A 13,806-nucleotide genomic window follows, 5' to 3' on the forward strand; every position below is an offset into this window, starting at 1 on the left:
CGTACATGTGCATGTTTGATTTCGTACATATATTATTTTTCCAATTGTTTGGAGAGATTATTGTAGGCTCATTGCTGCTATTTTTACTAATATTGCATTTTGTATTTAAAGATAAATTCATGAAGATATTTAGTTGGACTTTAATTCTGCTGTCTGTGCTCGGTGTTTATGCATGTAGCAATCAGGGCTCTGATTTTTGTTTGTCCAATCAACAAGCGGTTCAAGGTGGGTTTTACTCGGCGTCAGCTACTAGTGATAAGGATACCTCAGTTATAGGGATAGACTTGTATGGGGTTGGTGGACCTGGATTACTTTACGATTCGGCTAGTGTGAGTAAAATATTTATGCCTTTAAATATGGAAACAGACACTACACAATTTGTTCTTGAAATTAATAAACTGAGGGATACTATCTCGTTTATTCATCAGAAGGAATTGAATTTTGTTTCGGGAGAATGTGGCTATATTTTTTCCTTTTATATAGATAGTGTTTATTATACTGATAGATCCTTTATTGACACAGTGATTGTGGATTATGACAAAGTTATTTACAACGAAAATTTAGAAAATGTTAAGATATATCTTTATAACTAGCTTATTCATACTTTCGCTGGCACTTTCTGCTCAGGATTATACCCAATCGAGCAAAGAGCGTGAAGATCAAGAGAAGTTGGATGGAGAAGGTACTCCTCGTCAGAAAAAAGAAAAGATTCCATACCCGAATAAAAAAAGAGGAACGGAATTCGGTATAGATATTTCTAGGTTTTTGGTTCCCGTTTTTAATAGCGATCGTTTTGCTTTAGAAGCTAATGTACGTACAAACTTCGGCAAAAGAACCTTCTTGGCGGGATCAATTGGTTCAGAAAAAGTTTCCTTTGATGATAAATCATATACTTATGAATCTACTGGAGCTTATATCAAAGCGGGTATTGATTATGATATATTTATAGTGGATGAACCAGGTAATAATGATAATATTTTAATTGGGTTAAGATATGCCTACGCATTTCAAGAACATAGCGCCAGCTCCATTACAATAAGTGATGGATATTGGAACGATTATAACTTTTCAGTATCACCTTATAATTTAAGTTCCCATTGGGTAGAGGCTGTTTTTGGATTACGTAGCGAGGTGCTTAATAATTTTTACATGAGCTGGTTTATACGCGTAAAAAGTAAAATTGCTACTACAAATGATGAACTGTTAGGACCATATACTATTCCAGGATATGGTTATGGTTCAAACGCAATTAACCTAGGTTTTTCTTATGTGCTGGCATATCAGATTCCATGGGGAAATAAAAAGAATTTTGGTAGGTAGTTGGCATCATAATTGAAGTGCTTAATTAAACTAACTTTTAATATTATGATTAAAAATTTATACTTTGTAATAAGTATTTTGTTGCTGACATCATGCGCATCAACATCAGTACAGACTTTAAAGAAGGAAACTCTTGATAAACCATATTCTTCTGTATTAGTCTTGTGTATTGAAAGCGATGAGAATGTTAAGCAGTTTGATAAAGCCAACTATATTAAATATATACAAGGAGAATTTAATTCATTCGAAGAATCTAAGTATCGAGATCAATTGGAGAAAACAATTAAAAGGAATTTGGTCTCGGATAATGGGTTTCCAAATGTCATTACCTCTGGGGCTATGTTTAAAATGGATGAGCTATATTCCTACGAGGAGTTTCAAGATAGAATAAAGAATTCAGGTTGCCAGTCTATTTTACTAGTTAACCTTAAGGATTATTGGACAGAAACTAAATATGTAACGGACAATTACGAAAGTGGCACCTCTTATACTAGGGAAAGAAACGAGCCTAATTTTAATTTCTACTCTTACTTGTTTGATGCACAAAAGGGAGGCAATTACTTATGGACTGCTAATATTGTTGCAGAGGGGATTTATGCAGGGTACGATACGTTAAATAATCATATGGCTCGAAGATTATCTAATAAACTTAAAAAAGACAAAATGGTATATTAGTACTTAAGTTTCATCAAAGAGCTATTTAATCCATCAAAAATATATAATCCATCATTGGAAACTTTGCCTACCTGAGCTGCTATTTTTATCACCTCTAAGGCCATATGGCTGCCTATAGTACCTGGTAAAGCACCAATTACACCCAAAATACCTCCTTTGCTTTCAGGGGGTGTTGGAAATACATCCGAATAGGAAGGAGAACCTTGGTAATTAAAAACGGAAAAACGTCCTTCAAAATCTGATACTGCCCCATGTACAAATGGTTTTTGAAGTTTACTCGTGTATTTATTGATTAAATACCTTGACTCAAGATTATCGGTTGCTCCAACAATAATGTCGTAAGCACCGATTAACTTTTCTGCATTTTCTTCCGTTAAAAAGTGAGTATATACTTTAAAATCAACGGTGGAGTTAAGTCCAGCCATTTTCTTAGCAGCTACCTCAGCTTTATTCATGCCAATTTCTTCTTCGGTATATAATATCTGACGTTGAAGATTAGTCAGGCTAATATCATCGGCATCAATAATACCAATAGTACCAATTCCTGCCCCAGTGAGGTATTGAATAACAGGACAGCCAAGGCCTCCAGCACCAACAACCAATACGCTTACTTTACTTAATTTCTCTTGACCCTCTTCGCCCATGCCAGGTAGCATGACTTGACGGTTATATCTTTCTAAATCTATCGACATACTTAAATTTAATTACATGAGGCATTGATCCCAATCTTTCCATACTGTTTCGTATCCTGCGGATTGAATAACGCCAGAAACTTCGGCAGGACTGCGTTCATCCGAGACCTCAAATTGCTTGAGCTCTTTGTTAGGATTGGCATATCCTCCAGGTTCGGTTTTGCTGCCTGCGCTCATATTCGTAACACCAAGTCCAATCATATTGTTTCTGAAAATTGGATTTTCGCGTGTGCTTAATGATATTTCTAATTCTCCATTAAAAATTCGATAAGCACTAATGAGTTGAACTAGTTGCTTGTCGTTAACAGGATAGTTAGGCTCAAAGCTACCTGCATGCGGGCGCAAGCGAGGAAAAGAAATGCTATACTTAGTTCGCCAATAAGTCTTTTCGAGATACTGAAGGTGAAGAGCCGTGAAAAAACTATCTGTTCTCCAGTTCTCCAAGCCTAATAAACAACCTAGGCCTATCCGGTGAATATTTGCTTTTCCGAGCCTATCAGGTGTTTCTAACCTATAATCAAAATCAGCTTTTTTACCACGTGGGTGATAAATAGAATACCTTTCCTTGTGGTAAGTTTCCTGATAAACGTATACCGTATTTAAACCATGTTTTTGTAAGCGGTTATAATCTGGTAAATCCATCGGGGCAATCTCTACAGATAGCGAAGCAAAGTGGGGGCGAAGCAACTGAATAGCTTCTTCGATATAATCCACGCCGCAATTTCTTAGGTGTTCGCCAGTTACCAACAGCAAATGCTCAAATCCCATCGATTTAATTATCTCCGCCTCCTTCAGAATCTCATCTTTGTTTAGCGTGTGTCGAGAGATTTTGTTTTGACAATTAAAACCGCAATAAATACATCCGTTGGCACACTCATTGGATAAGTATAGCGGAATGTATAACTGAATGGTTTTACCAAAACGCTTTTGCGTTAAGCGATGACTGAGTTGAGCCATCTGTTCCAAATAATTTTCGCCAGCAGGAGAAATTAATGCTTTAAAATCCTCCAAGTCAATTCTATCCTTAGTTAAAGCAAATTCTACATCTTGGGCAGTTTTGCTTTCGATAGATTGAGTAGTTTCTTCCCAATTATATTGTTGATGAATATTTTTAAAAGACATGGCTTATAGTTCGCTTAAAAAACTGGTTAATGGGCTGCTGGCTTCTGCTTGTTGGCGCACGGCTCCAGGTCCCGATAAATGGCCTATTCTGCCAGCTTGTACACTCATTTTAAATGCTTCTCCCATTTGCACAGGGTCATGCGCTACCGCGATAGCCGTATTTACCAAAACAGCATCGGCGCCTAATTCCATGGCCTCAGCAGCGTGAGATGGAACACCAATTCCAGCATCCACTATCACAGGTAAATTAGATTGTTCGATGATTATTTTTAAAAATTCTTTTGTTTTTAAACCTTGGTTGGTACCAATAGGTGAACCTAGTGGCATTACTGCAGAAGCACCTGCATCTTCTAGCTTTTTGCAAAGAACAGGGTCGGCATGGATATATGGGAGGATGATAAAACCTTCTTTGGCCAGTTCGTAACACGCTTTAAGCGTTTCTTCCCCATCAGGTAATAAGTATTTTGGGTCGGGATGAATTTCAAGTTTTAGCCATTTAGTACCTAAAGCTTCGGCAGCCAACTGAGCTGCAAAAACAGCCTCTTTAGCATTTCTAACACCGCTTGTGTTAGGTAATAAATTTACACCAGGAATATTGAGGTGCTTCAGCATATCGTCAGCACCACTTTTCATGTCTACTCTTTTTAAGGCAACGGTCACTAATTCCGAACCAGAAGCTACAATAGAATCTTGCATCAATTGGTTAGAACTAAATTTTCCAGTGCCTAAGAATAATCTGGAATTAAATGTTTTATCCGCTATTGTTAATTTATCCATGATTGTTATTGTTGTTGATGAAACCCAAGATTGCCTTCGTTACTCAGAATAAATCGCTCTACATATTTTTTGCCTTGAATGCAGGCTTGCAGAATACCTAAGTTATGAGCAAGATTGGCCGAAATAGCTGAAGACAATACGCATCCTGTACCATGTTTTGATTGACCATGAAAGGATTTGCCTTCTATTTCGGTTTGTTCACCATTTGTAATTAAAATGTCTGTTCCGGGTTTTTCTTTGTTGTGCCCACCTTTTAATAAGCAAGAGTATTTAAATAAATCAATACCTTTATTTTTGAGCATCTCATACTCATTATAATTGGGCGTAATCAGAAATAGTTTATTGAGAATTTCTTCCTCGATAGACATATCCTGATGAAAGTTAAAACCAGAACTACTTTTTATAATTGGGTCCCAGATAATCTTTATATCTGGGTTCCTATTTTTTAATAAAGCTATAATCTCCTTTAGTTCATCAAAACTATTAACCAGTCCAATTTTGGCCACATCAATAGGGTAACTCTCCATTAATATTTTTATCTGATGAAGAATCACATCTATACCTACAGGATGATTAGCCAAAAACTGATGATCGTTTTGCACCGTAATAGCAGTAACAACAGAAAAACCATAAACGCTATGCTGTTCAAAGGTCTTTAAATCTGCTGTTATTCCTGCACCTGCACTTGGATCATGCCCTGCAATAGTTAATACAAAAGGAGCTTGCTTCATTGTTATTTAATCTTTGCTGCAAGCTGCTGCTGCTGTTGCTGCTTCCATTTTTTCTCTAACCTCGTAATTAGCGCGCATAGAGCAAAAATGCTCACCACACATAGAACAGTAATGCGACTGTTTTTGCTCTTCGTCTGGCAAGGTTTCGTCATGGTCTTTAATGGCTTTTTCAGGATCTAAAGCCAAAGCAAACTGGTCGTGCCATCTAAATTCAAAACGAGCTTTACTCATGGCATTGTCTCTGATATCAGAACCTGGAAAACCTTTGGCTAAATCCGCTGCGTGAGCTGCAAGCTTGTAGGTAACCACGCCTGTTCTTACATCTTCTTTATTAGGAAGACCAAGGTGTTCTTTCGGGGTTACATAACATAGCATCGCTGTTCCGTGCCAAGCAATCATGCTTCCTCCAATGGCCGATGTAATGTGGTCGTAACCAGGGGCAATATCAGTAACTAAAGGTCCTAAGGTGTAAAAAGGAGCTCCGTGACAATGCTTCAACTGCATGTCCATATTCTTTTTAACCATATGCATAGGTACGTGACCAGGGCCTTCAATAATTACTTGTACATGATGTTTCCAGGCAATTTTGGTTAACTCGCCCAAAGTCTCTAATTCTCCGAACTGTGCTTTGTCGTTGGCATCCTTAATACTTCCTGGTCTCATGGCGTCTCCTAAAGAAACTGCTACATCGTATTGCGCTAGAATCTTACAAATTTCTTCAAAATAGGTATAAGTGAAGTTTTCTTGATTATGTGAATAACACCATTTGGCCATGATAGATCCTCCACGAGATACAATACCAGTAGTCCTAGTTGCAGTAGTTTCTACTAGTTTTTTTAAGATGCCAGCATGAATGGTAAAATAATCGACACCTTGCTCGCATTGCTCAATTAAGGTATCCTTATAAATTTCCCAACTTAACTTTTCGGCATCGCCACCTACTTTTTCAAGAGCCTGATATAGTGGAACTGTTCCTACAGGTACTGGAGAATTTCTAATAATCCATTCTCTGGTTTCGTGAATATTAGCACCTGTTGATAAGTCCATGATAGTATCTGCTCCCCATCGGAAAGACCAAACTGCTTTTTCAACTTCTTCCTCAATACTTGAAGTCGTAGGAGAGTTTCCAATATTAGCATTAATCTTTACCAAGAAGTTACGACCAATAATCATTGGTTCTGATTCTGGGTGATTGATGTTTCCTGGTAAAATGGCTCTGCCAGCAGCAATCTCATCACGCACAAATTCGGGTGTAATAAATTCGATGGCATCAATTTCTTCTTGCGAATAGCCTTCTGCTTTATAGTATTCTTTTGACTTCTGGTTTTCGCGAATAGCCACGTATTCCATTTCAGGCGTTACGATGCCTTGCTTGGCATAATAATATTGAGTAACCGGTTTTCCTTCTTTGCCTTTTAGAGGCTTGATCCTATGATGTTCGAAACGAACCTCATTTAGGCTTTCGTCATTTAAGCGAGCTTTTCCATACTCCGAAGTTTTTTCCGAAAGTTGATCCACATCGCCTCTTTCCATTACCCACTCTTCTCGTATGGCTGGCAAACCCTTTGTTAAATCCATCTCGTAATTAGGATCGGTGTATGGGCCTGAAGTATCGTAAATAGTGATGGGGGTATTATCTCCATTAAGATTAATCTCACGCATTGGAACTTTAATGTTATGCAGTGTTCCGTCTACGTATATCTTTTTTGATTTAGGAAAAGCTCCTCTGGTTATATTTGAAAAGTTGGATGATTTCATCGATGTTTATTTTGTTTTGCGATTTTTGTTTGAATGATTCTGCTTATCTATTAAGAATGAATGTTTAACCGCCTTTTGCAGCGGAAATAATTAACACTTTATCATTCTCCTTAAGTATTGTGGTTGCTCTGTTTTGTTGAAGCACAATTTGGTTGTTGACCGCTAAAGCCATACCCGGACTGTTGGTGAGTTTTAATTCTTCAAGAAGTGTAGCAACAACAATATCTTGTTCCACTATCTTCTTTTCATCATTAATAAAAATAACCATACATTAATATTGTGTATCTGTTTAGATACGATTAAACATATGGTGCCAAAAAGTATACTGAGGTAATTCACGAATCCCTTCGCAGCATTACCTGCGCAGGTTCAATGGGTATAATCTCAGCCTGAAATGTTAGGCACCCCTTTTTAGATGAACACAAAGGTAATGGTTTGATTTAAAAAAGCATCAAGATTACTTAAAAGAATAAGCAACAAAAAAAAGGCTATCCGAAATTAATCGAATAGCCTTAGTTATGATAATATAAATTAATTCAGCTTATAAGTTGAAAGCTTCTTTTATTTTAGAAACGTAATCTAATTTCTCCCAGGTAAAGAACTCTACTTCTTTCTCTACATCAACGCCGTTTTCTTTTACGGTTACTTTTTGTGTATATGGTTTTCTTCCCACGTGACCATAAGCTGCTGTTGGTTCAAAGATTGGGTTTTTAAGTCCAAACCTTTTTACAATTGCTGCAGGTCGCATATCAAATATGTCATTTATCTTTTCTGCAACTTCCCCATCGCTTAAATCAACATTCGAAGTTCCGTAAGTATTAATGAATAAACCTACAGGTTTTGCAACGCCAATTGCGTAAGCTACTTGAACTAATGCTTCCTCTGCTACTCCAGCAGCTACCATGTTTTTAGCAATGTGGCGAGCAGCATAAGCAGCAGAACGATCAACCTTTGAGCTATCTTTACCAGAAAATGCACCACCACCGTGAGCACCTTTACCACCGTATGTATCCACAATAATCTTACGACCAGTTAAGCCTGTATCTCCATGAGGACCACCAATTACAAATTTACCCGTTGGGTTTACATGTAATATAAAGTTATCATCGATTAAGGATTGTTCGTTAGTGCTTAATTTTGCTTTAACACGAGGAACCAATATATCCTTCACATCCTGTTTGATTTTGGCCAACATGGCAACTTCTTCATCGAAATCATCGTGCTGCGTAGATATTACTATAGTATGAACTCTAACAGGTTTGTTATCATCACCATATTCCATCGTTACTTGCGACTTTGAATCAGGACGAAGGTAAGTCATCTCTTTACCTTCTCGGCGAATGGCTGCAAGCTCAATTAATAATTGATGAGAAAGTTGAAGTGGGAAAGGCATATATCCCTCTGTTTCTTTACAAGCATAACCAAACATCATACCTTGGTCACCTGCACCTTGGTTCTCTTCGTCTTCTCTTTCAACACCACGGTTAATATCTTCGCTTTGCTCATGGATGGCAGAAATTACTCCACATGAACCCGAATCAAACATATATTCCGATTTAGTATAACCAATGCGTTCGATTACCTTACGAGCAATGTTTTGAGCGGGAACATAACCAGTTGTTTTTACTTCTCCACTTAAAACAACCAAGCCAGTAGTAACTAATGTTTCTGCAGCTACTTTCGATTCGGAATCCTGTCGTAAGAATTCATCTAACAATGCATCCGAAATTTGGTCTGCTACCTTATCTGGGTGTCCCTCTGAAACGGACTCCGATGTAAATAAATAAGCCATTACATTTAATAATTATATATTAATAAATATGTGGATAGCTAAAAAAGAAAAGATATAATGCGTTTTAGCACTTTTTTAGAGTGGTTGCAATCAGTCAAATCCATCCACTATCCTTAAACTTGATGATGCAAAAGTAAAAAAGATTACCTTTATAACACAAGATTATTGTCATCTATTTTATAGGAATCGTTAAAAAAGCCCTATGAATTAGATATTTGCGACATATTAAAATGCTAAGGTTCAATACGTGGTGAAAAATATTTCATTTTTTTTCAGAAAATATTTGGAGTGTTTATAATTTGCTATATCTTTGCATCCGCATTTAAAAACAAAGAAACGTTGAATGTTTTAATGCTCCGTTCGTCTAGGGGTTAGGACGCCAGGTTTTCATCCTGGTAACAGGGGTTCGATTCCCCTACGGAGTACTTTTAAAAAGATTAGAAATTTAGGGTTATACAAGATGGCAAATCATAAATCGGCGTTAAAAAGAATTCGCCAAGCAGAGAAAAAAAGAGTTCACAACAAGTATTTTGCAAAAACTGCTCGTAACGCGGTAAGAAAATTGCGTGATACAAGTGAAAAAGAAGCTGCTACAGAAATGTATCCAAAAGTAGCTGCAATGCTTGATAAGTTGGCCAAAAGAAACATTATTCATAAGAATAAAGCTTCTAACTTAAAATCTAAGTTAGCCAAGCATATCAACAAGCTTTAATTAAAGCTTTGTCTGCTCCGTTCGTCTAGGGGTTAGGACGCCAGGTTTTCATCCTGGTAACAGGGGTTCGATTCCCCTACGGAGTACTCAAGAGAACCTTCACGTCTTAACGTGGAGGTTTTTTTGTTATGGTTAAGATTGGTTTATAATAAAGAAATTTATATCTTATGTTATAAACGAAAATGCCATGACTTACCAAAAACTGAGTATTAAAGAGTGGGCTGTTGAAGACAGGCCCCGAGAAAAATTACTCTCCAAAGGAATTTCCAGTTTATCAAATGCTGAATTAATTGCCATATTAATTGGTTCAGGAAATAGGGAAGAATCTGCCGTAGATGTTTCTAAGCGTATTTTAAATGATGTAGGTAATAATCTAAACGAGCTTGGGAAGACAACCATCGAAAAACTTAAACGAGATTATAGAGGGATAGGCGAAGCTAAAGCCATTTGTATTGTAGCAGCCATGGAGTTGGGGCGTCGTAGGAAATTGAGTGAGGTCAAAGAGAAACCTAAGATTACTGGCAGTAGAGATGTATTTGATTTAATGCACCCAGTTTTGGCCGATTTACCGCACGAAGAATTTTGGATTCTACTTTTAAATAGAGCTAATAAGGTGATCAGTACCCAGAAAATTAGCCAAGGAGGTATAGCGGGAACCGTGATGGATACTAAATTAATTATGAAAGCAGGTATTGACCAACTGGCTTCTTCTATTATACTTTGCCACAATCATCCTTCTGGAAATAAGCAACCTAGTCAGCAAGACAAAAACATAACACTCAAACTTAAAGAGGCAGGTAAAATTCTTGATTTACCTGTACTAGATCATATTATCGTGACAGATGGTGGATTTTATAGTTTTTCGGATGAGGGGGAGTTATGATTTTGAGAATCGTTGTAAGAATCGATATAAATGAAAAAGCCCTATTTTATTTAATCTCCTTCCTAAATTAATTACTATATCAAAATAGCTATAATTTTCTTTTATATGCGAAAAGTAAAATTTCTCATCATAGAAAATAGAATTTGCGTAATTATCCCACCAATACTGGCTAAATAGTTTTGGTTGGTTCCATGGTTTTTGTAAAGTGTAATGTATAATGTGAGGGTCTATAATGTTTATTCCTTGTTCGATGGAGTTATAGTTATAATTGTAACTATCAGGGAGGAATTTAATTTCATTTTTAAATATGATGTTTAAAATATCTTGATCTTGATATTTAAATTTCCTTTTCATATGGCTGTTTATCAATGTTTCATAATTCTTATGGGAATTAATAATATCATTATTAAATATTAGTACTCCTGCATTAATGTATTTGCTTGCCTCTAGATCAAGCTTAGATATATGTCTTTTTACCTTGGGGTGTAAGATAGAATTCGGATATTCTTTTACACCAGCAATACATTTATTAGTTAAGTTAGTTTTTAAGAGACCAGATATATCTTTTTTGAATATGATATCCACATCGCAATAAATTACCCTTGAATGCGCTGCAAATATGCTTGGGATTAATAATCTAAAATATGTATCTAGACTTACATCTCTAATTTCATATGCATTATTAAACTTATTATTTACGCTTACAAAAGAAATAGCACAATTACTATATTCTTTTTCTAATTGTTTTATTTTCTTTTGGTTCGCTTGGTTAAGTCTGTTCTGTCCATATAAAATATGAATTTCATAGAAATTATTTTTAAAAGCAGTACTTAAAAGCGAAGTAATGCATACCCCTGCAGGAATTGTATATTTATCATTGAAACTAAAAACAATAGGAATGTGCATGTTATAATATGTATTTCCGATATAAAAATTGTGACAAGAACAAATATATAACATTGTTAATCAAATATGGCAAAGTGCTTTTTTCTATTGTAACAAAGGGTATAATAGAATGTATTAGTGTATAATAAATAATAGCCATGCATATTTCTGAGATAATGTATATTTTAATTTTCTCCTTAATGATAAAAGTAATGGCAAAGAACCAATTAAATAGCCTAATGGCATCACCTATATTCTGGTACAAAAAAAGGTTCTCCATTCCTTCGAAACTGGAAGAGAATAGAAAATAAACGATTAATTCTCTACTTAAAAATATAATAAAGATTGCAATAAGAATAATAGGCATCGTTATTTTTATTGAGTCCCAAATAAGTTTATTGAGCTCTATACGCTTTTTATTTTTTGATATTTGAGGTAGGTAGTATAGTGATAGAGCAGCAACACCTAAGGAGAATATGTTCTTTGAAATTCTTGATACCCCTTCCCACCATCCAGCTAATTCCATGGAGTATGCTTCTATAATTACATTTCTAATTAATATAGAACTAAGTTGGGAAATACTAGTAGCAAAGAGTAGCATTAATCCAAAACCTAATAGGCGTTTGTTGATGTATTTTGAGATGGAGAAGGCTTTTAATGTCGGAATAATCAACTTTCTTGAATAATATATAGCAAGGAATGAATTAATTACAGAAGTTAAATAAAGTGCAGTAATTGCACCATCAATATTAAAATAGTAAATAAAAGGGATTGATGTTAAGAAGGTTATAATAGCAAACCATATATTAGCTCTGATATATGTTTTGTAGTTTTCAAGGCCATTAAAAATACTTAAAATAGCATTATTAAATGATAATGAAAAAGTAAGAAATCCACTTAGTTTAATATAAATATAGTACTGTAGAGAATGCAATAAATACAATGATATTTTTGCAGCGAATATATATACAATTAGGGAGGTGATTAGGCTTAAAACAGTAACAAGAAAAAGGCTATTCCCAATAATTAGGTACCTTTTTTTATTGCTGTTTTTATATTGAGAACAAAGCTTAGTGATGCCTTGATGTATGCCTACTCCAGAAAAATTGGAAATGATTTGTGTAAAACTATTAAACTGACCTAATAATACCATGCCTGATGCGCCAAGCCATGTAGAAATAATTTTAATATTTAACATCCCTAAAATAAACCTTAACAACACTTGTTGTGAGTTAGTAAAGGAGATTTTTATTATTTTTTTTCTCGAAAGATAACGAAGTATGTCTATTGGTTTTTTCAAGATATCTTACTTTTCCAGAAAGTTAAATATTGTTGTGCGACTTTTTCACAATCGTGATGTTTAACTACGAACTCTCGACTTTTATGAGCTTGCTGAACTAATTTCCTTTTGTTTTCGATAATCTTTTCAAAAGTTTTCAGCATCTCCTCGTTACTGGTATTTAGATCTAGAATAGGTTTGTTATTGTCTTCGCCTAAAGAATTATACATTTCTTCATCGGCCCCGCCTCCAACTATTAAACCTTTTGATTGAGCTATTAATCCGTTCATGCCTATGCCGTAAGCATAAAGTTGATCGCATAGAATATGAGAATTGTTGACTAAATGTACATACTCTTCAAATGGCACAGAGTCTACAATGGTTAACTCAACTTCGTTCGGATACTTTTCTTTAAGAAGTTCTAATACCTTTTTAATCCTATCCGTCCCTTTCAGTTTTACGCGGTCTTTCATAAGGCCTAATAAAAACTTAATTTTTTTAGTTTCAGGATTAATGCTACTAGTAAATTTATACTTATTCGTATCAATAGGTAGTGGAATGTAAATTGTTTTGTCTGGATAGTGGTCTATGTACGCTTTGTGGTATCCAGTTGATGTGGCAATTATACCCTTGCAATGGTTACTTGTTATAATATTTAGTTTCTTAATGGATGGGGCTGTAGCGAACGACTTTAAAGATTTAACGTGCATATTACTGGCTGCATCAGATATGTAGAAAATTGAATATTTAAGTTCTTGTTTTAGTGCTTTATTTACATAGAAATAGTCCATCCCTGTTGCACACATAAATATATTAGGATTAAACCTTTTTAAAATATTAAAATGAATCCTACAGAATAAAGGAGAAGTAACTAAGTAATTAGGTGCAATGAGTTGTACAATATCATAACCAATTAGTTTAGGCAGAGTTTTTATAATTTTCAAAGCAAATAGTAAATGCTTAAGTTTTTTGGGTTGTTTTAAATCTATATCTCTAGGTACGTTTTTCCATCCATCTCCAGTTGAAGCAAGGGTTACATCCATTCCCAGTTTTTTTAGTCCTATTGCTAAATTGTAATGTAAGCTGCTGTATTCGCCAAGTAATAGTACTTTCATGTAATTTGAATAAATATTAAATGTTTCATGCCAAACGATGCGCAAAATTATATAGTATTGGAAAA

At 35.3% G+C, this 13,806-nt stretch carries 15 protein-coding genes and 2 tRNA genes; 7 read left to right on the plus strand and 10 right to left on the minus strand.

Going from position 1 to position 13,806, the window contains the following annotated elements; all coding sequences use genetic code 11:
• Nucleotides 1-119: 119 nt before the first annotated feature.
• The 3 genes from A8L32_RS17210 to A8L32_RS17220 are packed head-to-tail and all read left to right on the plus strand — an operon-like array spanning nucleotide 120 to nucleotide 1,995.
• Entirely contained in the window at nucleotides 120-593 is a 474-nt protein-coding gene (locus A8L32_RS17210; RefSeq protein ID WP_066632244.1) for a DUF6452 family protein, read from the plus strand.
• A complete protein-coding gene (locus A8L32_RS17215) occupies nucleotides 568-1,320 on the plus strand; it encodes a DUF6048 family protein (RefSeq protein WP_066632146.1) in 753 nt (250 codons plus the stop codon). Before A8L32_RS17210 ends, A8L32_RS17215 begins: the two co-directional genes overlap by 26 nt.
• 45 nt (nucleotides 1,321-1,365) lie before the next feature.
• Nucleotides 1,366-1,995, plus strand: a complete 630-nt coding sequence (locus tag A8L32_RS17220) for a hypothetical protein (RefSeq protein WP_066632151.1) — start codon at nucleotides 1,366-1,368, stop codon at nucleotides 1,993-1,995.
• Here A8L32_RS17220 and A8L32_RS17225 read toward each other — a convergent pair.
• The 7 genes from A8L32_RS17225 to metK all read right to left on the minus strand — a co-directional run bounded on the left by A8L32_RS17225 (nucleotide 1,992) and on the right by metK (nucleotide 8,867).
• Nucleotides 1,992-2,687: a HesA/MoeB/ThiF family protein gene (locus A8L32_RS17225; protein ID WP_066632153.1), complete on the minus strand. Its 696-nt coding sequence runs from the start codon at nucleotides 2,685-2,687 to the stop codon at nucleotides 1,992-1,994. The genes A8L32_RS17220 and A8L32_RS17225 overlap by 4 nt on opposite strands.
• Nucleotides 2,688-2,699: 12 nt before the next feature.
• Nucleotides 2,700-3,809 carry a 2-iminoacetate synthase ThiH gene (gene thiH / locus A8L32_RS17230; protein WP_066632155.1) on the minus strand — a complete coding sequence of 370 codons (1,110 nt, stop codon included), beginning with the start codon at nucleotides 3,807-3,809 and terminating at the stop codon, nucleotides 2,700-2,702.
• A 3-nt stretch (nucleotides 3,810-3,812) separates the two neighbouring features.
• Nucleotides 3,813-4,586, minus strand: coding sequence for a thiazole synthase (thiG, locus tag A8L32_RS17235; RefSeq protein WP_066632157.1), 774 nt, complete (start codon nucleotides 4,584-4,586; stop codon nucleotides 3,813-3,815).
• Between the two features lie 5 nt (nucleotides 4,587-4,591).
• Nucleotides 4,592-5,317: a hydroxymethylpyrimidine/phosphomethylpyrimidine kinase gene (locus A8L32_RS17240; RefSeq protein WP_066632159.1), complete on the minus strand. Its 726-nt coding sequence runs from the start codon at nucleotides 5,315-5,317 to the stop codon at nucleotides 4,592-4,594.
• 6 nt (nucleotides 5,318-5,323) lie between these two features.
• Nucleotides 5,324-7,075, minus strand: a complete 1,752-nt coding sequence (thiC, locus tag A8L32_RS17245; RefSeq protein WP_066632163.1) for a phosphomethylpyrimidine synthase ThiC — start codon at nucleotides 7,073-7,075, stop codon at nucleotides 5,324-5,326.
• Nucleotides 7,076-7,139: 64 nt separating this feature from the next.
• Entirely contained in the window at nucleotides 7,140-7,343 is a 204-nt protein-coding gene (gene thiS, locus A8L32_RS17250) for a sulfur carrier protein ThiS (RefSeq protein WP_066632165.1), read from the minus strand.
• A 273-nt stretch (nucleotides 7,344-7,616) separates the two neighbouring features.
• Nucleotides 7,617-8,867, minus strand: coding sequence for a methionine adenosyltransferase (gene metK / locus A8L32_RS17255; protein ID WP_066632166.1), 1,251 nt, complete (start codon nucleotides 8,865-8,867; stop codon nucleotides 7,617-7,619).
• A gap of 353 nt (nucleotides 8,868-9,220) precedes the next feature.
• Between metK and A8L32_RS17260 the strand changes: the two genes are divergently transcribed.
• The 4 genes from A8L32_RS17260 to radC all read left to right on the plus strand — a co-directional run bounded on the left by A8L32_RS17260 (nucleotide 9,221) and on the right by radC (nucleotide 10,462).
• A tRNA-Glu gene (locus tag A8L32_RS17260) sits at nucleotides 9,221-9,292 on the plus strand.
• A 35-nt stretch (nucleotides 9,293-9,327) separates the two neighbouring features.
• Complete coding sequence (rpsT, locus tag A8L32_RS17265) at nucleotides 9,328-9,579, plus strand: 30S ribosomal protein S20 (protein WP_066632168.1); 252 nt, start codon at nucleotides 9,328-9,330, stop codon at nucleotides 9,577-9,579.
• 14 nt (nucleotides 9,580-9,593) lie between these two features.
• A tRNA-Glu gene (locus A8L32_RS17270) sits at nucleotides 9,594-9,665 on the plus strand.
• Nucleotides 9,666-9,766: 101 nt separating this feature from the next.
• Complete coding sequence (gene radC / locus A8L32_RS17275; protein ID WP_066632170.1) at nucleotides 9,767-10,462, plus strand: RadC family protein; 696 nt, start codon at nucleotides 9,767-9,769, stop codon at nucleotides 10,460-10,462.
• Here radC and A8L32_RS17280 read toward each other — a convergent pair.
• The 3 genes from A8L32_RS17280 to A8L32_RS17290 all read right to left on the minus strand — a co-directional run bounded on the left by A8L32_RS17280 (nucleotide 10,457) and on the right by A8L32_RS17290 (nucleotide 13,741).
• Nucleotides 10,457-11,368, minus strand: a complete 912-nt coding sequence (locus tag A8L32_RS17280) for a glycosyltransferase family 8 protein (protein ID WP_158027261.1) — start codon at nucleotides 11,366-11,368, stop codon at nucleotides 10,457-10,459. The genes radC and A8L32_RS17280 overlap by 6 nt on opposite strands.
• A 1-nt stretch (nucleotide 11,369) precedes the next feature.
• A complete protein-coding gene (locus A8L32_RS17285; protein ID WP_262495126.1) occupies nucleotides 11,370-12,569 on the minus strand; it encodes an oligosaccharide flippase family protein in 1,200 nt (399 codons plus the stop codon).
• Nucleotides 12,570-12,643: 74 nt separating this feature from the next.
• A complete protein-coding gene (locus A8L32_RS17290) occupies nucleotides 12,644-13,741 on the minus strand; it encodes a glycosyltransferase family protein (protein ID WP_066632174.1) in 1,098 nt (365 codons plus the stop codon).
• Nucleotides 13,742-13,806: the final 65 nt, after the last annotated feature.

It is taken from the genome of Labilibacter marinus, from assembly GCF_001659685.2.
Lineage (GTDB): Bacteria > Bacteroidota > Bacteroidia > Bacteroidales > Marinilabiliaceae > Saccharicrinis > Saccharicrinis marinus.

Excerpts from the sequence above, each read along its gene's own strand:
- A8L32_RS17210 (WP_066632244.1), top strand. The coding sequence starts at position 120 with ATGAAGATATTTAGTTGGACTTTAATTCTGCTGTCTGTGCTCGGTGTT.
- A8L32_RS17215 (WP_066632146.1), top strand. The coding sequence starts at position 568 with ATGTTAAGATATATCTTTATAACTAGCTTATTCATACTTTCGCTGGCA.
- A8L32_RS17220 (WP_066632151.1), top strand. The coding sequence starts at position 1,366 with ATGATTAAAAATTTATACTTTGTAATAAGTATTTTGTTGCTGACATCA.
- A8L32_RS17225 (WP_066632153.1), bottom strand. The coding sequence starts at position 2,687 with ATGTCGATAGATTTAGAAAGATATAACCGTCAAGTCATGCTACCTGGC.
- thiH (WP_066632155.1), bottom strand. The coding sequence starts at position 3,809 with ATGTCTTTTAAAAATATTCATCAACAATATAATTGGGAAGAAACTACT.
- thiG (WP_066632157.1), bottom strand. The coding sequence starts at position 4,586 with ATGGATAAATTAACAATAGCGGATAAAACATTTAATTCCAGATTATTC.
- A8L32_RS17240 (WP_066632159.1), bottom strand. The coding sequence starts at position 5,317 with ATGAAGCAAGCTCCTTTTGTATTAACTATTGCAGGGCATGATCCAAGT.
- thiC (WP_066632163.1), bottom strand. The coding sequence starts at position 7,075 with ATGAAATCATCCAACTTTTCAAATATAACCAGAGGAGCTTTTCCTAAA.
- thiS (WP_066632165.1), bottom strand. The coding sequence starts at position 7,343 with ATGGTTATTTTTATTAATGATGAAAAGAAGATAGTGGAACAAGATATT.
- metK (WP_066632166.1), bottom strand. The coding sequence starts at position 8,867 with ATGGCTTATTTATTTACATCGGAGTCCGTTTCAGAGGGACACCCAGAT.
- rpsT (WP_066632168.1), top strand. The coding sequence starts at position 9,328 with ATGGCAAATCATAAATCGGCGTTAAAAAGAATTCGCCAAGCAGAGAAA.
- radC (WP_066632170.1), top strand. The coding sequence starts at position 9,767 with ATGACTTACCAAAAACTGAGTATTAAAGAGTGGGCTGTTGAAGACAGG.
- A8L32_RS17280 (WP_158027261.1), bottom strand. The coding sequence starts at position 11,368 with ATGCACATTCCTATTGTTTTTAGTTTCAATGATAAATATACAATTCCT.
- A8L32_RS17290 (WP_066632174.1), bottom strand. The coding sequence starts at position 13,741 with ATGAAAGTACTATTACTTGGCGAATACAGCAGCTTACATTACAATTTA.